This window comes from Paraburkholderia sp. CI3 (assembly GCF_050436505.1).
GTDB classification, from domain to species: domain Bacteria; phylum Pseudomonadota; class Gammaproteobacteria; order Burkholderiales; family Burkholderiaceae; genus Paraburkholderia; species Paraburkholderia tuberum.
In genome coordinates, this window is sequence record NZ_JBNDMI010000002.1 from 381,621 (window position 1) to 400,648 (window position 19,028).

Here is a 19,028-nt window from a genome sequence, read left to right on the forward strand (position 1 = left end):
TTCTCCTTACTGATTTTTCTTCAGGCCGGGCACGACCATCTGGAACCAGAGGGTCTCGATCACCGGGTGTTGGATCATCGTGGGATTGGCGGCGTAGTAGCCGTCGAGGCCTTGACGCACGCTGTCGAGTGTCTGGCCTTGCATGCCCTTGCCGAAGCGCTGTGCGATGTCATTGCTGTTCGCCGTGTTGCCGGCATAGGCGCGCTCGACGTCGATCAAATTCGAGATGCCGACCAGATACGCTTTCTTCTGCTCATCGGTCGACTGCATCCATTGCTGGCCTGTGACAATTGGAATGCTCTCCGCACGCGCGACGTTGCCCATCATTGCCAGCGATAGAAAAGTCAGAGATAACAGCGTTCGCCATTGTGGTTTGCTTGCCATCACATACTCCAAAGAAGTTATGTTCTCCAGCGGCCCGCCGGCGACCGCATCCGGCGGCGTCGATCGCGTTATTTGGAAGAATGGTCTGTGTGTCTCGTCGAATCTCCTTTCAGGTTCACCGGTCGGCGTGGTTCGCCGGTTCGGCTTCTATTGGCGTTGGGTCGTATCAGCGAATAGACACCTTGATGGCAGAAAAATCTCGTGGCGGATTGGAGTGATTTGCACACATGCTGTGTGCGCGCAACGATTGGACTCGTGTTGGCCTCGCCGCGTAATACACGCTATAGAGTCTACAGCCTTTTCTGTAATTTCCAAGCCCGTTTCCTCTCGATGCGCGGCGCGTGACATTTGTGTCAAATTTCATTCAGCGAGCGAAAGGATACGATGCAATGCGCGTCAACACTCGTCAGTTATCCTGCGCTCGATTTGAGCGCCCGTGATATTGCTAGCGATTCGTTATCGACGGCCATTCAGTGTTCTGGCCACGCAATGCGAAAACAGCTTTTGTTTTGCCTGAATGTTCGGCTTCCTGATTAGATCGTCAATCGAAAACGATTCGGATTTATCTATTTCCGGTCGAGGCGTTGCTTCTTCTGGTGGCAGCACCAACCAGCAGTGAAACAGATGCGATTTTATGGTTGCGTTTGTCCATCATCTTTATTTTCGGTGGATCACATGTTGCCTGCGGCGGAGGGGCTGCGCAGCAGCGAAGGGGGTGGCGGTGTGCGGTCGACCGTTAGTTGCGTGATGAGTAGCGTGACGGGACGCCGTTTCAAATGTCCGTGCTCGTCATTAACAGTCTCTAGCTTGTATTTGCTAAATACAGAGTATAGACTGTATCTGTTATTTACAGGTTTTGGGCTGTTACGCCGCCGCAGCCGAACCGGAGATCGACCGTGGACTACGCCATCAAGACACTGAGCCAGCTCAGACCGATCCTGCAGGGCTTCAGGAAGGCCGCCGGCCTCACTCAGGCCGCGATGGCCGCGCATCTCGGGGTCACGCAACAGACCTACGCGCAACTCGAAGCGAATCCGGCGACCGTCAGCGTCGAACGGCTCTTCAGGGTGTTGCGGGTCTTGCAGGTCGATCTGAAGCTCGCGCGGAGCGGATCGACGCAAAGCGTGGCCGTGGAAGACGCCGCGCCGGCGCCGAACCGCTCCCGCCGCGCCGGGAGCGGAACGCCGGCCGCCGGAGCGCCGGTCGACGCAAAAAGCAACGCTAAACGCGCCACGCGCGTGCCGCTCAAACCGGGACCGTCGGCGCAAAAGCCCAAAGCGGTCAAACCCGCCAAGGCAACCAAAGCGGCCAGCACCAGCAAGAAACGGGAGGACTGGTAAGCATGGCGCGCAGCACACCGAACCGTCTGAATCTGTGGATGAACGGCCTGCGGGTCGGCGCCTGGGAAACGACACGCAGCGGCGAACGTCTGAGCTATGCCGACGAATGGATCGACGATCCGCAAGGACGTCCGCTATCGCTGTCGCTGCCGTTCACACCGGGCAATCAGGCGTATCGCGGCCAGATCGTCGCCGACTATTTCGACAACCTGCTGCCCGACAGCGAACCGATCCGGCGCCGCATCGCCGCGCGCTACCGGACCGGCAGCGCCGCGCCGTTTGCGTTGCTCACCGCGCTCGGCCGCGACTGCGTCGGCGCATTGCAACTGCTGTCGCCGGACGAAGAGCCGAGCGATCTGACGAGCATCCACGGTCGCGAACTCAGCGACAGCGACATCGCGGCGCTGCTACGCGGCACGACGACGGCGGCGCCGCTCGGGCAGCACGATCCGCTCGAAGACCTGCGTCTGTCGATCGCCGGGGCGCAGGAAAAAACCGCGCTGCTCCGTCATCGCAATCGCTGGCTGCTGCCCGAAGGCAGCACGCCGACCACGCACATCTTCAAGCTGCCGCTCGGGCTCGTCGGCAACATGCGCGCCGATATGCGCACGTCGGTGGAAAACGAATGGCTGTGCTCGCAGATCGTCGCGGCCTACGGGCTGCCCATCGCGCGTTGCGAAATCGCGCGATTCGATGAGCAGAAGGTATTGATCGTCGAGCGCTTCGATCGCCGTTTGTCGAGCGACGCCTCGTGGATCGTGCGTCTGCCGCAAGAGGACATGTGCCAGGCCACTGGCACGTCGGCGCTGCACAAGTACGAGTCCGACGGCGGTCCGGGCATCGAGGCGATCATGGAGATACTCGCGAGGTCCACACGCGCGACGACGGACCGGCGCAACTTCTTCGCGACGCAGCTGGTTTTCTGGCTGCTCGCCGCGACCGATGGCCACGCGAAGAACTTCAGCATTGCGCATCTGCCCGGCAATCGCTACGAATCCACACCGCTTTATGACGTGCTGTCCGCGCATCCGATCATCGGCAGCGGCGCGGGGCGCCTCGCGGCGCAAAAAGTGAAACTGGCGATGGCGGTTCGCGGCAAGAACGTCCACTACCTGCTCAATCAGATCCAGCGCCGGCATTGGGTGGCCGAAGGACAGCGCGTCGGTTTTTCCGCCGCGGACGTCGATACGCTGATCGATCAGTTGACCGCGCAAACGGAGACGGTGATCGACACAGTCTCGTCGCAACTGCCCGCCGACTTTCCGCTGGACGTGGCCGATGCGGTCTTCGACGGCATGCGCCGGCTGAACCGGAAGCTTGCGCAGTAAAGCGCCGCCATCCCGATCGACGCGCGGCACCACGGCAGCCTCACGCACGCCGCGCCGCCGCACCATCGGTCTTCGCCGACGCACGCCACTGCACGCTCAGCAGATGCTCGCGCATGCATTGCGCGGCCGCATCCGCATCGCGCGCTTTCAGCGCATTGACGATCGCCTGATGCTGTTGCGCGAAAAACTGCCGCGTCTCCTGCGCGGACGTTTTCTCGCGCACCTCCGGCTTCACCCGCATACCGTTAATCACCTCCATCAACGCAATCAACGCGGGATTACGCGTGGCATGTCCGATCAGCAAATGAAAGCGATGATCCCATTGCTGCCACTCGTCGTCGTTTTCCGCGGCGGCATTTTTGCGTGCGCATTTCTCCAGTTCCTGCAGGTCGTCGCCACTCGCTTTCGTCGCGGCCAGCGCGGCCAGCGCCGGCTCGAACAGCAGCCGCATTTCGGCGATATCCGCGGGACTGGTGCCGGCGCGCAAGCCGCGCAGCGTCGGCGCAAACTTCAGCGGCCGCGCGCCCAGATAGGTGCCGCGGCCGACGCCGCGCCACACGCGCCCCGACGCCTCGAGCGAAGCCAGCGCCGCGCGCAGCTCGCGGCGGCTCACGTCCAGTTCCTCGGCGAGCTTTCGTTCGGGCGGCAGCGCGTCGCCGTCCTTCAACTGATGATCGGCGATGTAGTCGAGCAGCGCATCCAGTACCGGTTTGTCCATGTTGTCCACTGAACCAATTTGTATTGGTCCAAACGATACCAGAATCGCGGCGGCATGACATACCAGCACCCGGTGATTTTTGATTCGCTATACTGGGTCGCATGTTGATGGTTAACACCGGGTGCAACCCGGCTTCGTTAGTTTTACGCTTTCATTTTCTCCAACCGAACCATTCCATATTGGTTCCTCCATTCGGACCGTCGTCGCCAAGGAGTCGCGCATGTCGTTTACAACCCGTCCAGAACTGATCGGCACCTTCGGCATGGTGGCCTCGACGCACTGGCTCGCGAGCGCATCGGCGATGGCGGTCCTCGAAAAAGGCGGCAATGCGTTCGACGCCGCCGCCGCGGCCGGCTTCGTCCTGCAGATCGTCGAGCCGCATCTGAACGGTCCGGGTGGCGAGTTGCCGGTGGTGTTCTACAGCGCGCGCGAAGAACGCGTGCGCGTGCTGTGCGGACAAGGCGTGACGCCCGCGCGCATGACGATCGAGCGGATGCGCAAGATGGGGCTCGACGTGGTGCCGGGCACGGGCCTGCTGCCCGCGGTCGTGCCGGGCGCATTCGGCGCGTGGATGGCGCTGCTGCGCGACTATGGCCAGTTGCCGCTCGAAGAAGTGCTGAGCTATGCGATCGGCTACGCGGAAAACGGCTATCCGGTGCTGCCACGCATGGCATCGTCGATTCTCGCGATTGAGGACTTCTTCCGCACCGAATGGACGACCTCGGCCGAGTAATGGCTGCGCAACGGCGAGGCGCCGATGCCGAACCAGTTGTTCGCGAATCCCGCGATCGCCGAAACCTACAAGCGCATCCTGCGCGAGGCAAATACGCGCAGCGATCGCGCCGAGCAGTGCGAACGCGCGCGTGATGTCTTCTATCGCGGCTTCGTCGCCGACGCGATCGACCAGTACTTCCGTTCGACCGCCGTGCTCGACACCTCGGGCCTGCGCAATAGCGGTCTGCTCGATGCGGGCGATCTCGCGCGCTGGGAGCCAACCTACGAAGACCCGGTGTCTTACGACTACGCGGGCATGCGCGTGCACAAAACCGGCCCGTGGGGCCAGGGCCCGATGTTCCTGCAACAGCTCGCGCTGCTGAAGGGTTTCGATCTCGGCGCGATGGACCCCCTCGGGCCCGATTTCGTGCACACGGTGATCGAGTGCTCGAAGCTCGCATTCGCCGATCGCGAAGTGTTCTACGGCGACCCGGCGTTTTCGCATGTGCCGATGGACGTGCTGCTCAGCGACGCGTACAACGACGAGCGGCGCCGCCTCATCGATCCGCGCCGCGCGTCGTTCGAATTCCGCCCCGGGCTGCTCGGCGACAGCGAGCAACGCGCCGCGCGCATCGTCGCGAATGCCGGGCGCGAGCAGGCCGGCGGCTTTGGCCAGGGTGAGCCGACCTTCGCGCCGCTGCCCGAATTGCGCGGCGACACCGTGCATCTCGACGTGGTCGACCGCTGGGGCAACATGGTGTCGGCTACGCCGTCGGGCGGCTGGCTGCAGGCGTCGCCGGCGGTGCCGGGTCTTGGCTTCAACGTCACCACGCGCGCGCAGATGTTCTGGATGGAAGAAGGCCTGCCTTCGTCACTCGGCCCGGGCCGCCGGCCGCGCACCACGCTGTCGCCGACGCTCGTCACGCGCGACGGCAAACCGTACGCGGCCTTCGGCACGCCGGGTGGCGACCAGCAGGATCAGTGGTCGCTGCAGCTGTTCCTCAAGCACGTGCATGGCGGCATGAACTTCCAGGCCGCCGCCGATGCGCCCTCGTTCCAGACCGCGCACTTCCCCGGCTCGTTCTATCCGCGCGCGATGCAGCTCGGCAAGATGTCGGCCGAGTCGCGCTTTCCGGACAGCACGCTCGCCGAACTGCACGCGCGGGGCCACGACCTCACCGTCGCGGAACCGTGGGCGCTCGGCCGGGTCTGCGCGGTCGCGATCCGCAACGGTTTGATGCGAGGCGCCGCTACACCGCGTCAGATGCAGGCCTACGCAATCGGCCGATAAGCGGCCGATAAGCGGCCCGAAGCATCCATCAGCGCAGAACGCGCGGCCTCGCCGCGCCATTTCCTTCAGGAGAAGTTGCCGTGTCCGCCGTCGCCGCCCGTCTTGAAAGACTTCCCCTGTCGAGCTTTCACCGCAGACTGCTGCTGATCGGCGGGCTCGGGTACATGTTCGACGGGCTCGATTCGTCGTCGCTCGCGTTCCTGCTGCCGGTCGTCAGCAAGCTGTGGCAATTGACGAGCGCTGAGACCGGGCTCGTCGCGAGCAGCACCTATATCGGCTACTTTTTCGGCGCGTTCCTGTCGGGTGTGCTCGCCGACGTGATCGGCCGGCGCCGCATCATGATGAGCGCGCTCGCCATCTATTGCGTCGCGTCGCTCGCGAGCGCGACCGCGCACGACTGGCACACGTTCTTCGCGCTGCGCGTCGTCGCGGGCTTCGGTTCGGGCGCGGAGACGGTCGTGATCGCGCCGTTTCTCGCCGAGTTCGTGCCGCGCCGCTATCGCGGCATTTTCTGCGGCGCGCTGGTCGGCTTCATGTCGTTCGGCTATCTGACCTCGTCGATTCTCGGCTTCGCGGTGGTGCGCAACTTCGTCGACGGCTGGCGCTATCTGGCCGTGATCACGTCGCTGCCCGTCGTGATGCTGCTGTGGTGGCGCCGGACGCTGCCCGAATCGCCGCGCTGGCTCGAAAGCCAGGGCCGCGCGGCCGAAGCGAACGGCATCGTCGGCCGCATCGAAGCGGCGTTCGTCGAGCGCGGCATTGCGCTTGCGCCCGTGACTGCGAATCACGCGCTTCACGCGGTGCGCACGCCGGCCTCGACGCCGGCGCGCGGCAACGCGTGGCGCAACGTGCTCACGCTGTGGTCGCCGCGACTCGCGCGCACGACCGCGGTCAGCTGGCTGATGTGGTTCTCGGTCGCGTTCGCGTACTACTCGTTCTTCGCGTGGATCCCGAGCCTGCTCGTCAAGGAAGGGCTGACGATGACGAAGAGCTTCGGCTATTCGATTGCAATCTATGGCGCGCAGATTCCCGGTTACTTCTCGGCGGCGTGGCTCAACGAAAAGATCGGCCGCAAGGCGGTGGTCGCTTCCTACATGCTGTTCGGCGGCATCGCCGCGATCACGCTCGCGTTTTCTCACACCGGCATACAGATCATGACCGCGGGCATCGCGCTGTCGTTCTTCATGAACGGCGCATTCGCCGGCGTCTACGCTTACACGCCGGAAGTGTTTCCCACCGCGGTACGCACGACGGGCACGGGCTCGTCGTCTTCGTTCGGCCGCATCGGCTCGGTCAGCGCGCCGATCCTCGTCGGCCTGGTTTATCCGCTGTCCGGTTTCCTCGGTGTATTCGCGATGACCACGACGGTGCTGGTGATCGGCGCATGCGTGGTGTTCTTCCTCGGCATCGAAACGCGCAACCGCTCGCTCGAAGATATCGAGGCGAGCGAACTCGAAGCGGCTCGCGACGCGCGAGGCCAGTTGAACTCCACCCGCATGCACGGCTAAACGCACTGCGACTTTTCACACTTTCCGATGCAAACGCGATGCAAATGATGCAAGGCAACCTGACCGAACCCTCACCGCACGATACGCAGATGCTGGATATCGCGGACCTCGAGCGTCTCGCGCTGGCGATGCGCCTGAAGAACCAACCGCTCGAGCTGTACCGCGCGGTTCACGCGGTGGCGGCGAAGGCGATAGGCCTAAGCCTGTTCACGATCATGTCCTACGATGCGCGGCGTCACGAGGTCGAACGGGTCTACACGAACATGCCGGACATCTATCCACTGGGCGGCCGCAAAAAGAAGCAAGGCACCGCGTGGGCGCGACAGATACTTCAGGATCTGAAGCCGTTTCGTGCCGCCACGTCGCAAGGCATTCGCGAGGCCTTCGACGATCACGCGGTGATGACAGGTATCGGTCTCGGCTCGATCCTCAACATTCCGATCGCCTATGATGGCGTGTGCATCGGTACGATGAACCTGACCCACAAGGAAGGCTGGTACACCAGCCGTCATGAAAGCATAGGCCTCCTGATCGGCGCCTTCCTTGTCCCCGCTCTGCTCAAGCAGAATACGGCATCCCCCGCTTGCGCCGCCCGTTCATGAAAACACCATCCGACCTGCAAAACTATCGAACGGTGACCCATTCCGCCGTCTCGCAAGGCCGCTGGGTGCTGGTCTTCGTGCTCGCCTACCTCGCGCTGATCGCCGATGGCGCCGACGTGATGATGTACGGCCTCACCCTGTCGCGCATCAAGGACGACTTCGGGCTGACCAATGTCGAAGCGGGCGCGCTCGGCAGTCTGACCTTGCTCGGCATGGCGATCGGCGGCATTGTCGGCGGCTGGGCGAGCGATCGTCTCGGCCGCGTGCGGGTCATCGCATGGGCGCTCGCGCTGTTCTCGCTCGGCGCGGGGATGCTCGGGTTCACGCACAGCTTCGTCGAATTCGCGGCGGTGCGCTTTATCAGTTCGCTCGGCATTGGCTGCATGGTGCTGGTCACCACGCTCGTAGCCGAATATGTGCCGACAGAACGGCGCTCGCTGGTACTCGGCATGCTGCAAACCGGCATTTCGGCCGGCTATATCGTCGTGATCGCACTCAGCAACTGGATCCTGCCGCAGTACGGCTGGCGCACGCTGTACTACGTGTCTGCCGTGCCGGTGCTGCTCGCATTCGCGATCAAGTTCGCGGTGCCCGAACCGGCGGCATGGCTCGCGAGCCGGGCTGCCGACCATGCGAGCAAAACGCGGCTCGTCGACAATCGCTACGCGCAGATTTTCCGCGACCGCCAAGCGCGCACGATGTTCATCCTGTGGACCTTCGCGTCAGTCTTCGTGCTGTCCGGCTTTTACGGCCTGAACAACTGGCTGCCGACGTATCTCGAGAAGGAATTGCACATCAAGTTCAGCTCGCTGACCGGCTATATGATCGGCACATACGTGGTCGCCTTCATCGGCAAGATCTTCGCGGGCTGGCTCGGTGACCGCTGGAGCCGGCGCGGCGTGTACGTGCTCGGCTGCATCGGTGCGGCACTCTTTCTGCCCGTGATCATTTTCTGGCACACCCACGACAACATTTCCACGCTGATGCTTGTCTTCGGCTTTCTGTACGGCGTGCCACTCGGCACGATCGGCACATTCATGTCGGAGAGTTTTGCGACGTCGGTGCGCGGCACCGCGGTGGGCGGCTCGTATAATCTCGGGCGCTTCTGTTCGGGGGCGGCGCCGATCGTCATCGGTTTTATCGCGACGCAGTTCTCGATCGGACTTGGTTTTCTCGTGGTCGGCGCGGTGTTCTTTTTGAGCGGTGTGACTGCATTGTTCGTTCCCGACCGGCTATACGACACGCAGCATTAAATCGACGCGAAAATGACGAAATCATGTCGTGTCGATGAATGGCCCAGGTTCCGGCGCTAAAACTGGTCGCCGGATAGCCCGGGCACCACGAGGAAGCATTACTGGGTTCCGGCGACAATGTCTGAAATGGTCCAGTTGTTCGTCGTTACGAGCACATAGTCGCCATTGACACCCAGCCATTTGTGCCCGCGCGGCGGCGCATTGAGGCCATGTCCGCGCCAGTCGTCCATCATGAAGTTGTAGTTACGGTATTCGGCCGGCACACGTTGACCTTTATGCCAGTCACGGTGCGGAATCGTCGGCATCACTTGCTGACGGCCCGTACCGGCCATCTGGCCGCCGCCCTCGTCCTTGGGGGGCCCAGCCGCAATCGCGAGCGCGGACATACCGGCAAATGACAAGGCGACGAGTTGCGCAACAAAGCGATTATTCATATTCGAACCTCCGTGCGGTGGAAGAAAGCTCCGAGCATTCACGCGATTGACGTGAAACGTGATCGTCCAGCTACTCGCAGATTCATTAACTCGAACTTCATTGCAGCGATCGCTGGTCTATCGAATGTAATCCTTGCAAATCGCGAGATATCAAATTCGATAATTCAGGCGCGAAGTCGTTAAAAAGTATAGTAAAAGGAAGTTCGACTTCAAGCCGGACCTGCCCACCACTACCGCGTGCGTCAACCCGGCGATTAGCGGGGCGATTCGATTCGTCGCGTCGATCGTCTGGACGGATCGCGCCGTTCCTGGCGGCGGCGGACGCGCGCGCGGCGCTGTCGCCGGCTCGCCACTTCAGCGAGCGGGCGACACTTTGCCAGTCACCGGCCAGATTGATTCGCTTGACTGATCAATAGTCGACCGCATCGCGGATGATCGGGCAGGTCATGCAGTGACCGCCGCCACGTCCACGGCCCAGCTCCGCACCGACGATCGTAATCACCTCGATGCCCTGCTTGCGCAACAGCGTGTTCGTGTACGTGTTGCGGTCGTATGCATAGACGACGCCCGGGGACGCGCACACGAGGTTCGCACCGCTATCCCACTGCGTGCGCTCGCGTTGATAGTCGCTGCCGCCCGCCTCGACCACGCGCAGATGCTTCAGCCCGAGCGCCTCGGCGACGACGTCGGTGAACGGCTTGTTTTCGGCGTGCAACTCGACGCCGCTCGGATGGCTGCTCGGCCGATACGAATAGGTGCGCGTCTTCGCCATGAAGTCCGGGGCGACCAGCACGCAATCGCGATCGGCGAACGTGAACACGGTATCGAGGTGCATTGCCGCGCGAATCTTCGGCATCGCCGCGACGATCACGCGCTCGGCCGCGCCCTTCTTGAACAGCATTGCAGCCAGTTGACTGATGGCCTGCCGCGAGGTGCGCTCGCTCATGCCGATCAGCACGACGCCCTTGCCGATCGGCATCACATCGCCGCCTTCCAGCGTGGCGAGACCGTGGTCCTGAGTCGGGTCGCCCCACCACACGTTGACCTTGCCCGCGAAATCGGGGTGGAACTTGTAGATCGCCGTGGTCAGGATCGTCTCCTCGTGGCGGGCCGGCCAGTACAGCGCATTCAGCGTGACGCCGCCATAGATCCAGCACGTCGTGTCGCGCGTGTACAGCGTGTTCGGCAGCGGCGGCAGCAGATATTCGGTGCCGCCCGCCGCTTCTTTCGCGACCTCCAGCGCCTTGCCGCCATGCGCTTCCGGGAAGTCGTGAGTGGATAGCCCGCCAATCAGCGTTTCGGCAAGCTTGCGATTGTCGAGCCCTTCCAGATAGCTTCTCAATTCATCGATAAAGCCGAGGCCGACCTGATTCGGCACCACCTGGTTGTCGAGAATCCACTCCTTGCCTTCGGGCACCGCGACCGTTTCGGCGAGCAGATTGTGCATCTCCACCACTTCGACGCCGCGGTCGCGCATTTTCGTGACGAAGTCGAAGTGGTCGCGCTTCGCGTTCTCGACCCACAGTACGTCGTCGAACAGCAGTTCATCGCAATTGCTCGGGGTAAGACGCTGATGCGCGAGCCCCGGTGCGCAGACCATCACTTTGCGCAGCTGCCCGACTTCCGAGTAGACACCCAATTCACCCGCTTTCGTGTCCGTGTTCGCCATGATGATCTCCTGAATGCCAATGTTGGCCCGCTCTGTTCAATCGGATTTCATTAAAGCTAAATCGCGATCCTTCCGGTTACGAGGCCATAGATGCCGATGATCGCGCCAATGATCGCAACGATAAAAATGATCCAGTCGGAAACGATGAAGACATTCTTGTTCTGCTCGCGCCGAGCCCAGATATAAAGCGCCGTTCCTGGCGCATACAGCACGGCGGAAAGCAGAATGAATTTCAGGCCACCCGCCCAGATCATGAAGACCGTATAGATCGAGGCGATTGCGGCCATGATGAAGTCACGCCGGCGCTCGTCGGCGCGCACGTCGTAACCGTCGCCGCGATTCGCGTTCATGCAGCCGAACACCGCGACGAAGAGGTACGGAATCAACGACATCGCGCTCGTCAGATTCAGCATCAGCGCGAACGCATCGCGCGAGAAGTAGGTGCTGATGACGAGCAGCTGCACCACGATGTTGGTCAGCCACAATGCATTGGCAGGTACCTTGTTAGCGTTTTCCCTCGCGAATACGGCGGGCATGTCTTCGGTCTTTGCCGCCGTGAACAACACTTCGGCGCAGATCAGCGACCAGGCGAGATAAGCGCCCAGTACCGAAATCAGCAAACCTATGCTGACGAAAACCGCGCCCCAATGACCGACCACCGCTTCGAGCACCGCCGCCATCGACGGCTGCCGCATGGCCGCGATGTCCACGCGCTGAAGCACGGCGTAAGGCAGCATCGTCACGAGCACCATCAGCGAGGTCACGACGACGAAGCCGAGAATCGTCGACTGGCCGACATCGGAGCGCTTCTTCGCATAACGGGAATAAACGCTCGCCCCTTCGATACCGATGAACACGAACACCGTGACCAGCATCGTGGCCCGCACCTGCTCGAGGATATTGCCTTCGAGTCCTCCGCCGTAGAGGTTGGCCTGGAACAGGTCCAACCGGAAGCCGAAGATCAGGATCACGATGAACACCAGAATCGGAATGACCTTGGCGACCGTGACGATACTGTTGATGAAGGCCGCCTGCTGCACGCCCTTCAGGATCATGAAATGAAATAGCCAGATGCCGATCGATGCAACGACAATCGCGACGACCGTATTGCCGTCGCCAAACACGGGAAAAAACGCGCCGAGTGTCGACTTGATCAGCACCCAGTAAGAAACGTTGCCGATACAGCTACCGATCCAGTAGCCAAATGCGGAGAGAAAGCCCGGATAGTCGCCAAAGCCCGCTTTCGCATACGCAAACACGCCGGCGTCCAGTTCGGGTTTTCGTTCGGCCAGCGCCTGAAATACGCGCGCCAGCATATACATGCCCGTGCCCGCGATGAGCCAGGCAATCACGGCGCCCAACGGACCGGTGGCATCGGCAAAGGTACGCGGCAGGGAAAATATTCCGGCTCCGACCATGCCGCCCACCACCATCCCGGTGAGTTGCATTTTTGACAGCTTTTGTGGAGTGGACGCCATTCGGATTCCTTTTAGTTACCTTTTTAACAAGGATCTTTAATCAGATTCGAACGAAACGTGTCTCTCGGCCAATCTTGCTGTTGATCAGCCGTGCTACTCTGCAACCACCACACGAAAAGAATGGTCTGTCCGTTGGCGTTTGTCAATTTATCGAAGACAAGGTAATGGACTGTGGCTCGCTATGCGATCGAATCCATCGATGCTGCGTTGCCGAATCTGGTTGAATTTGCGAATTAACAATTCACCACGCATCTGAATCGCTCGCATCGATAAGTCGCTCTGAATATCGATGATTTAACAATGATGCGACCTGCCGCATCACCGCCGCGGTTTTCTCAAATGATGGAGAATCGCTGAAGCGAGCTGAACCGGTGGCCGTTCAGAACTACTGAGAAGCGCCAGAGTCACAGCTCGAAATGGCGCGCGGGGGTCATTAATAGTCCAAACCCGATGGCGATTTCGTAATGGCGGGCTTTGTGAATTTTTCTGACGGAATCGCCCGCGTCTCCGCGCCGCAACAGGTCGTCCAACTATGACTCGCGCAACTTCCTCAACGTCAGCCGCGCTTCGAGACCGCCGCCGACGCGGTTGTGCAGCGTGAGCGTCGCGTCCATCGCGAGCGCGAGTTGCCGCGCGATCGCGAGCCCCAGACCCGTGCCGCCCGTTTGACGATTGCGCGATCCTTCGAGCCGCACGAACGGCTCGAACACCGTCTCCAGCGACTCGACCGGAATGCCGGGACCGCGATCGAGCACCGACACGGTGGCCTCGCCATCGTGCAACGCCCCGATATGGATCTGCGCGGCGCCGCCGTACCTCAGCGCGTTATCGACCAGATTGCCAACGATGCGCTTCAACGCCTGCGGACGCATCGTCAGCGACTGGCCGAAGTGGCCCTGCAGTGACACTTGCTGACCCGCGTCGACGTAATCGCACACCAGGCTGTCGAACAGCGCATCGGGATCGATACGGCGCGGCACCTCGGTCGTGCCATGCATCGTGCGCGCATAGGTGACCCCTTCCTTGACCAGCGCCTCCATTTCCTGCAGATCCTGGCGCAGCTTTGCGGCCTCGCTGTCGTTGTCCATCGTGTCGACACGCAGACGCATGCGCGTGATCGGCGTCTGCAAATCGTGCGAAATCGCCGCGAGAATCTGCATGCGCTCGGTCATGTACGTGGCGATCCGGTCCTGCATCGCGTTGAACGCGCGCGCGGCGCGCGCCACTTCGGACGGACCGGCTTCGCGCAGACGCGCGGCCTTCAGGTCGGGGCCGAGCGTGTCGGCCGCGACTGCGAGCTGATTGAGCGGACGCGTCGCGAGCCGTACCGCCAGCCAGCAGCAGGCCGCGAGCACGAGCAGCTGCAGCGTCAGCACGAGCGGCAGCCAGCGCGACAACGGGGCACCGGGCATTGGCCGCAGGTCGATGGTGAGCGGCGTGCCGTCGCTCAGTTTCAGATGCACCTGCAGACGCTCGCGATCGCCCGGCACTGCGTTGACGGTCAACGGATAACGCGTGCCGATGCCATCGCCGATCGACTGCGCGACGCGCGCCGACAGGCTCGCGTCGACCGGGGTGCCTGGCACGCCCGGGCCGAGCACGAACTCATAGCTGCGCCGCGCGAGCCGCGGCAGCCACTGGGCGCGCTCGTCGGGCGGCAGATGATCGAGCAGCGCGACCGAGCTCGCCACCTCGCGCTCGATGTAGCCCATCATGATGTTGGTCATCGTCTGGTCGCGCTCGGTCATCGTGAGCCAGAACGACAGCGCCTGCGCGAGCGCGAGCCCGACGAACAAAATCACCGCGAGCCGCGCGAACAGCGTGCGCGGCCAATGCGGCCAGCGCAGCAACGACGGTGATGGAGATGCGCTCATTCCGGATCTCCGATCGCGGTCACGGCCGCTGAAAACACATAGCCCTCGCTGCGCAGCGTCTTGATGTAGCGCGGCTCGCGCGCGCCGTCCCGCAGGCGTTGACGCAGGCGGCTCACCATCAGATCGATCGAGCGGTCGAACGGATCGGCCTGGCGTCCCTGGGTGAGGTTCAGCAACTGATCGCGCGTGAGCACGCGCTGCGGATGATCGAGAAACACACGCAACAGACGGTACTCCGCGCCGCTCAACGCCACCTCGGTTCCGTCCGCGTCGAGCAGATGGCGCGCGGTCGTGTCGAGCCGCCAGTCGCCGAAGCACAGCATCGGCGCCGACTCCGTCACCTCCATGCCGGGCGGCAGCATGCGCGCGCGGCGCAGCACCGAACGGATTCGCGCGAGCAACTCGCGTGCGGCGAACGGTTTGGTCAGGTAATCGTCGGCGCCCATTTCGAGGCCGACGATCCGGTCCGCTTCCTCGCTGCGCGCCGTCAGCATCAGGATCGGCACTGTGCGGAACTTGCCCGCGCGCAACTCACGGCACAGCACGAGGCCGTCTTCGCCGGGCAGCATCAGGTCGAGCACGATCAGGTCGGGCGCGCCGTTCTCGAGCGCGGCGCGCATCTGGCGGCCATTGGCCGCGAGCGAGACACGCACGCCGTTTTTCTCGAGGTATCCCGCGAGCAGTTCACGGATACCGCGATCGTCATCGACGATCAGTACGTGGTCGGAGGTTTCCATCGACGGATTATCTGCTGCGGCGTTTGAGTTGCACGCCGCCCGACTGGATCAATGAACACTGCAACGGATGCACGAGTTCGGCCGCGAAGCCGCCCGCCACGAACACAGCGATGGCAAACAGGCGTTTCATGCGTCCTCCAGCACGGAAAGACTCGCGCCATCGGCCACGCCGGCTTCGAGCGCGTAAGGATCGACCCCGTCGAGGCAGCCGATATTGACGCGCCATTGCTGCGGATCCTTGCGCGTCTGATGAAAAGGATAGATGCCGCAATGCTTGCAGAAGTAGTGTTTCGCGACCTTCGTGTTGAACTGGTATAGCGTCAGCGAATCCTCGCCACTCAGAATCTTCAACTGACTGGCGGGAAAGAGCGGCGTCATCAGCGCGCCCTTGCGGCGGCACAGGCTGCAGTTGCAACGACCAGCCGGAACGATTTCGGTGCGAACTTCGAACTTGACGGCCCCGCAGTGACAGGACCCTTGCAGCAACCCGGCGTTCATGATGCTCTCCGTGATTTGACGATGCCTGCTTTATAGCCCGGTTCATCAGTCGAATTATGTCGTAATGTATCCGGCGGCCGAGACGATACATTACATTGCAATACGCCGCGGCGATTAGCGCAAGGCGAAACAGCGAAGATATACACGCGAGTTAGCATTTAAGCGGCACGCGCAAACGCATAACGCAGATTGCATGATTGCCACCGCATCATCGCGCTCAACCGTGCAAAGATACTCCGCCTATCCATGATTATCTGAGCGGCGCGACGCGGCGCGCGGGCCGGCCTCCCTACACGCTGTTTTTGACCTCGGCGTGACCAGCCGGCTTTTCTACATTCCGCTTGAATGGCCGACATTGCCAGGCACAATCGCGCGTGACCAGCAAGCGGGCGATGACGGCCAAGAGCCGGTTGCTCGCAAGCTCTGTGAATCAAGTTGAATACGCTTGACTTTTAGTCACCGGCCACTTCCAATACCAATGGTGCAGTGCGATGTTTCGCCTTTGAAACACGCCTCACCTCATTCGGTAGTTCACAGCATTGGCCAGCAGTTCATTCGTCCGCCGTGCATGCGGCGTCAGCTCGCGAAACGGAGCACTCCTCACTACGGAGTCGTCTTGGCTGCAACAAAAAACCAACCCACCCACCGCGAACCCGCCCTTATCGACCTCGCATTGCAAGGCGGCGGATCGCACGGTGCTTTTACATGGGGCGTCCTCGACCGTTTGCTCGAAGAGTCGTGGCTGCAGATCGAAGGAATATCGGGTACGTCGGCTGGCGCGATGAACGCCGCGGTGCTGGTGAGCGGCTATCAGGCAGACGGCGCGGCCGGCGCGCGCGCCGCGCTCGAAGCCTTCTGGCGGCGAGTATTCGAAGCATCGGTGTACAGCCCGTTTCGCCGAACCCCCTTCGACGTGTTGATGGGCCGCTGGACGCTCGACTACTCGCCGCTCTTCATCGCGATGGACCTCGCGGCGCGCGTGTTTTCTCCATACGACCTGAACCCGCGCGGCGTACATCCGCTGGCGAAGATTCTGCAGGACTCGATCGATTTCGCGCATCTGCGCGACGCGCCGATCAAGCTGTTCATCACCGCGACGCGCGTGCGCACGGGCCAGGCGCGTGTGTTTCGCAATGGCGACCTGACGCCTGACGTGCTGCTCGCCTCCGGTTGCCTGCCCACGCTGTTCCAAGCCGTGCAGATCGACGGTGAAGACTACTGGGACGGCGGCTATGCCGGTAATCCGACCATGACGCCACTGGTACGCGAATGCACGTCGAGCGACACGCTGCTGATCCAGGTCAATCCCGTGGTGCGGGACGAAACCCCGCGCACCGCGCGAGACATCATCAGTCGCCTGAACGAAGTTGCCTTCAACGCGCCGCTGCTGAAAGAGCTGCGCATGATCGCGCTGCTGCGCCGCGCGGCGGACCCCGGCAGCGACGAAGGCCGCCATTGGGCGGCGATGCGCATCCATCGGATCGCGAGCGAGCTGATGACCGAACTCGGCTACTCGTCGAAGCTGAACGCCGAGTGGAGCTTTCTGACGATGCTGCGCGACGAAGGCCGGCGTGCCGCCGACGCGTTCCTCGCCGAGCACGGCGATTCGATCGGCGTGCGCTCCTCGCTGGATCTCGACGCGTTGCTCGACGGAGTCTGACCATGGAAGTCATCACCCTGTCACCGCTCGCGATCGGTCTAGGGCTTTTCGGCATGCTCGCGAGTCTCGCGGTGCTGATCGGCTTCGCGTACCGCGGCTGGACCGTGCTGCTGCTCGCGCCGTTCGCCGCGATGCTGGCCGCCGCGATTTCGGGCGAACCGATTCTCGCGCATTGGACCCAGACCTTCATGCTCAGCACCGCGCGCTTTCTCGCGCAGTTCTTTCCGTTGTTCCTGCTCGGCGCGCTGTTCGGCAAGCTGATGGAAGACAGCGGCTCCGTGAAGGCGATCGCCAGTTACATGACGGAGAAGCTTGGCGCGCATCGGGCGATTCTCGCGGTCGTGATCGGTGGCGCACTCGTCACCTATGGCGGCGTCAGCCTCTTCGTGGCGTTCTTCGTGCTCGCGCCGATGGCCACCGCCCTCTTCCAGGCCGCCAATATTCCGCGCCGTCTGATGCCGGCCGCGATCGCGCTCGGCACGTCGACGTTCACGATGTCCGCGCTGCCCGGCACACCGGCTATCCAGAACGCGATCCCGATGCCGTTCTTTGGTACGACACCGTTTGCGGCGCCTGGGCTTGGCATCATCGCGAGTATCGTGATGGTGGTGTTCGGGCTCTGGTGGTTGTCCTTGCAGCAATCGCGCGCGAAGGCGGCCAATGAAGGATTCGACGGACTCAAGGCGGCGGTGAAATCCACCGGGGCGCCGGCCAGCGACAACCTCGTGCGCGAGCGCGCAAGCGTATCGCAGAGTTTCGATCCGGAGGAAGCGAAGCGCGGGCATGTCAGCGAGAGTCTGCCCTCGTTCGGCGTCGCGCTCACGCCGCTCGTGCTCGTCGTGCTGACGAACTTCGTGATGAACGTGATCGTGCTGCCGCGCATCGACGCCGACTATCTGGCCGAGGTCCGTTGGGGCGAGACGTCGCTTGCGGCGGTCGGCGGTGTGTGGGGCGTGTGCGTGGCGCTCATCGTCGCGATCGTCGTGCTCGTGCTGCTCAATCGGCATCGCCTGCCAGCGCTGCGCGAGACGATCGATGCGGGCGCGAATGCATCGGTGCTGCCGGTGCTCAGCGTCGGCAGTCTGGTCGGCTATGGCGCGGTGATCGCCGCGCTGCCAGCGTTCGCGCTCGTGCGCGAATGGGTGCTGGGTATCGGCGGTGGTCCGCTCGTATCGCTCGCGGTCGCCACCAATCTGCTCGCGGCGCTGACCGGCTCGGCCTCGGGCGGTCTCACCATTGCGCTCGACGCGCTCGGCAGCACCTATCTGCAACTGGCTGCGCAATACGGCATCGACCCGGCGCTGCTGCATCGGGTCGCCGTGATTTCCTCAGGCACACTCGACAGCCTGCCGCATAACGGCGCGGTCGTGACGCTGCTTGCGGTGTGTGGGTCGAACCACCGCGAAAGCTATCGCGACATCGTGATCGTCGCGATTCTCGGCGCGTTACTCGCGCTGGTGGTGGTGATCGTGCTGGGCTCGCTGTTCGGGTCGTTCTGAGCGTTCTGAGCGTCTGAAGTAGCAAGGGGTCTTGCACTGAC

At 62.5% G+C, this 19,028-nt stretch carries 17 protein-coding genes and 1 pseudogene; 8 read left to right on the forward strand and 10 right to left on the reverse strand.

Annotated features, from left to right (window positions below):
- Positions 1–6 precede the first annotated feature (6 nt).
- Positions 7–384 carry a hypothetical protein gene (locus OKW29_RS04580; RefSeq protein ID WP_184068248.1) on the reverse strand — a complete coding sequence of 126 codons (378 nt, stop codon included), beginning with the start codon at positions 382–384 and terminating at the stop codon, positions 7–9.
- A gap of 896 nt (positions 385–1,280) precedes the next feature.
- Between OKW29_RS04580 and OKW29_RS04585 the strand changes: the two genes are divergently transcribed.
- Both OKW29_RS04585 and OKW29_RS04590 read left to right on the forward strand, forming a co-directional pair.
- A complete protein-coding gene (locus tag OKW29_RS04585; RefSeq protein ID WP_429290146.1) occupies positions 1,281–1,724 on the forward strand; it encodes a helix-turn-helix domain-containing protein in 444 nt (147 codons plus the stop codon).
- A 2-nt stretch (positions 1,725–1,726) separates the two neighbouring features.
- Complete coding sequence (locus tag OKW29_RS04590) at positions 1,727–3,052, forward strand: type II toxin-antitoxin system HipA family toxin (protein ID WP_429290147.1); 1,326 nt, start codon at positions 1,727–1,729, stop codon at positions 3,050–3,052.
- Positions 3,053–3,092: 40 nt separating this feature from the next.
- Here the strand turns inward: OKW29_RS04590 and OKW29_RS04595 are convergent, their stop codons facing one another.
- Positions 3,093–3,770, reverse strand: a complete 678-nt coding sequence (locus OKW29_RS04595) for a FadR/GntR family transcriptional regulator (RefSeq protein WP_429290148.1) — start codon at positions 3,768–3,770, stop codon at positions 3,093–3,095.
- A 220-nt stretch (positions 3,771–3,990) separates the two neighbouring features.
- Here OKW29_RS04595 and OKW29_RS04600 point away from each other — a divergent pair.
- From OKW29_RS04600 to OKW29_RS04615, 4 genes and pseudogenes are all read left to right on the forward strand, one after another.
- Positions 3,991–5,775 (forward strand): annotated as a pseudogene (locus OKW29_RS04600) (gamma-glutamyltransferase family protein).
- An 80-nt stretch (positions 5,776–5,855) separates the two neighbouring features.
- Positions 5,856–7,283 carry an MFS transporter gene (locus tag OKW29_RS04605; RefSeq protein WP_429290149.1) on the forward strand — a complete coding sequence of 476 codons (1,428 nt, stop codon included), beginning with the start codon at positions 5,856–5,858 and terminating at the stop codon, positions 7,281–7,283.
- Positions 7,284–7,321: 38 nt separating this feature from the next.
- Positions 7,322–7,885, forward strand: coding sequence for a GAF domain-containing protein (locus OKW29_RS04610; RefSeq protein ID WP_429290150.1), 564 nt, complete (start codon positions 7,322–7,324; stop codon positions 7,883–7,885).
- Positions 7,882–9,138 (forward strand): MFS transporter, encoded by a 1,257-nt coding sequence (locus tag OKW29_RS04615; protein WP_429290151.1) that lies wholly within the window; start codon positions 7,882–7,884, stop codon positions 9,136–9,138. Before OKW29_RS04610 ends, OKW29_RS04615 begins: the two co-directional genes overlap by 4 nt.
- 98 nt (positions 9,139–9,236) lie before the next feature.
- Here the strand turns inward: OKW29_RS04615 and OKW29_RS04620 are convergent, their stop codons facing one another.
- From OKW29_RS04620 to OKW29_RS04655, 8 genes are all read right to left on the reverse strand, one after another.
- On the reverse strand, positions 9,237–9,572 hold the full coding sequence (locus tag OKW29_RS04620; protein ID WP_184023606.1) for an RcnB family protein: 336 nt from the start codon (positions 9,570–9,572) through the stop codon (positions 9,237–9,239).
- 409 nt (positions 9,573–9,981) lie between these two features.
- Positions 9,982–11,241, reverse strand: coding sequence for an arginine deiminase (gene arcA / locus OKW29_RS04625; protein ID WP_429290152.1), 1,260 nt, complete (start codon positions 11,239–11,241; stop codon positions 9,982–9,984).
- Between the two features lie 56 nt (positions 11,242–11,297).
- Positions 11,298–12,719, reverse strand: coding sequence for a basic amino acid/polyamine antiporter (locus OKW29_RS04630; protein WP_429290153.1), 1,422 nt, complete (start codon positions 12,717–12,719; stop codon positions 11,298–11,300).
- Positions 12,720–13,123: 404 nt separating this feature from the next.
- Complete coding sequence (locus OKW29_RS04635; RefSeq protein WP_429290154.1) at positions 13,124–13,249, reverse strand: hypothetical protein; 126 nt, start codon at positions 13,247–13,249, stop codon at positions 13,124–13,126.
- On the reverse strand, positions 13,250–14,593 hold the full coding sequence (locus OKW29_RS04640) for an ATP-binding protein (protein ID WP_187626885.1): 1,344 nt from the start codon (positions 14,591–14,593) through the stop codon (positions 13,250–13,252).
- Positions 14,590–15,330 carry a response regulator gene (locus tag OKW29_RS04645; protein WP_184005401.1) on the reverse strand — a complete coding sequence of 247 codons (741 nt, stop codon included), beginning with the start codon at positions 15,328–15,330 and terminating at the stop codon, positions 14,590–14,592. The genes OKW29_RS04640 and OKW29_RS04645 overlap by 4 nt, the downstream gene beginning before the upstream one ends.
- Before the next feature lie 7 nt (positions 15,331–15,337).
- Complete coding sequence (locus tag OKW29_RS04650; protein WP_429290155.1) at positions 15,338–15,460, reverse strand: hypothetical protein; 123 nt, start codon at positions 15,458–15,460, stop codon at positions 15,338–15,340.
- On the reverse strand, positions 15,457–15,828 hold the full coding sequence (locus OKW29_RS04655; protein WP_090810665.1) for a GFA family protein: 372 nt from the start codon (positions 15,826–15,828) through the stop codon (positions 15,457–15,459). The genes OKW29_RS04650 and OKW29_RS04655 overlap by 4 nt, the downstream gene beginning before the upstream one ends.
- Positions 15,829–16,444: 616 nt before the next feature.
- Here OKW29_RS04655 and OKW29_RS04660 point away from each other — a divergent pair.
- Together OKW29_RS04660 and OKW29_RS04665 are read left to right on the forward strand one after the other, a co-directional pair.
- A complete protein-coding gene (locus tag OKW29_RS04660) occupies positions 16,445–17,488 on the forward strand; it encodes a patatin-like phospholipase family protein (RefSeq protein ID WP_184045135.1) in 1,044 nt (347 codons plus the stop codon).
- A 2-nt stretch (positions 17,489–17,490) separates the two neighbouring features.
- Entirely contained in the window at positions 17,491–18,987 is a 1,497-nt protein-coding gene (locus OKW29_RS04665) for a GntP family permease (protein ID WP_429290156.1), read from the forward strand.
- Positions 18,988–19,028: the final 41 nt, after the last annotated feature.

Bases quoted from the DNA above. Each gene is read 5' to 3' on its own strand.
- OKW29_RS04580 (WP_184068248.1), bottom strand. From the start codon at position 384: ATGGCAAGCAAACCACAATGGCGAACGCTGTTATCTCTGACTTTTCTA.
- OKW29_RS04590 (WP_429290147.1), top strand. From the start codon at position 1,727: ATGGCGCGCAGCACACCGAACCGTCTGAATCTGTGGATGAACGGCCTG.
- OKW29_RS04595 (WP_429290148.1), bottom strand. From the start codon at position 3,770: ATGGACAAACCGGTACTGGATGCGCTGCTCGACTACATCGCCGATCAT.
- OKW29_RS04610 (WP_429290150.1), top strand. From the start codon at position 7,322: ATGCAAATGATGCAAGGCAACCTGACCGAACCCTCACCGCACGATACG.
- OKW29_RS04615 (WP_429290151.1), top strand. From the start codon at position 7,882: ATGAAAACACCATCCGACCTGCAAAACTATCGAACGGTGACCCATTCC.
- OKW29_RS04620 (WP_184023606.1), bottom strand. From the start codon at position 9,572: ATGAATAATCGCTTTGTTGCGCAACTCGTCGCCTTGTCATTTGCCGGT.
- arcA (WP_429290152.1), bottom strand. From the start codon at position 11,241: ATGGCGAACACGGACACGAAAGCGGGTGAATTGGGTGTCTACTCGGAA.
- OKW29_RS04630 (WP_429290153.1), bottom strand. From the start codon at position 12,719: ATGGCGTCCACTCCACAAAAGCTGTCAAAAATGCAACTCACCGGGATG.
- OKW29_RS04640 (WP_187626885.1), bottom strand. From the start codon at position 14,593: ATGAGCGCATCTCCATCACCGTCGTTGCTGCGCTGGCCGCATTGGCCG.
- OKW29_RS04645 (WP_184005401.1), bottom strand. From the start codon at position 15,330: ATGGAAACCTCCGACCACGTACTGATCGTCGATGACGATCGCGGTATC.
- OKW29_RS04650 (WP_429290155.1), bottom strand. From the start codon at position 15,460: ATGAAACGCCTGTTTGCCATCGCTGTGTTCGTGGCGGGCGGCTTCGCG.
- OKW29_RS04655 (WP_090810665.1), bottom strand. From the start codon at position 15,828: ATGAACGCCGGGTTGCTGCAAGGGTCCTGTCACTGCGGGGCCGTCAAG.
- OKW29_RS04665 (WP_429290156.1), top strand. From the start codon at position 17,491: ATGGAAGTCATCACCCTGTCACCGCTCGCGATCGGTCTAGGGCTTTTC.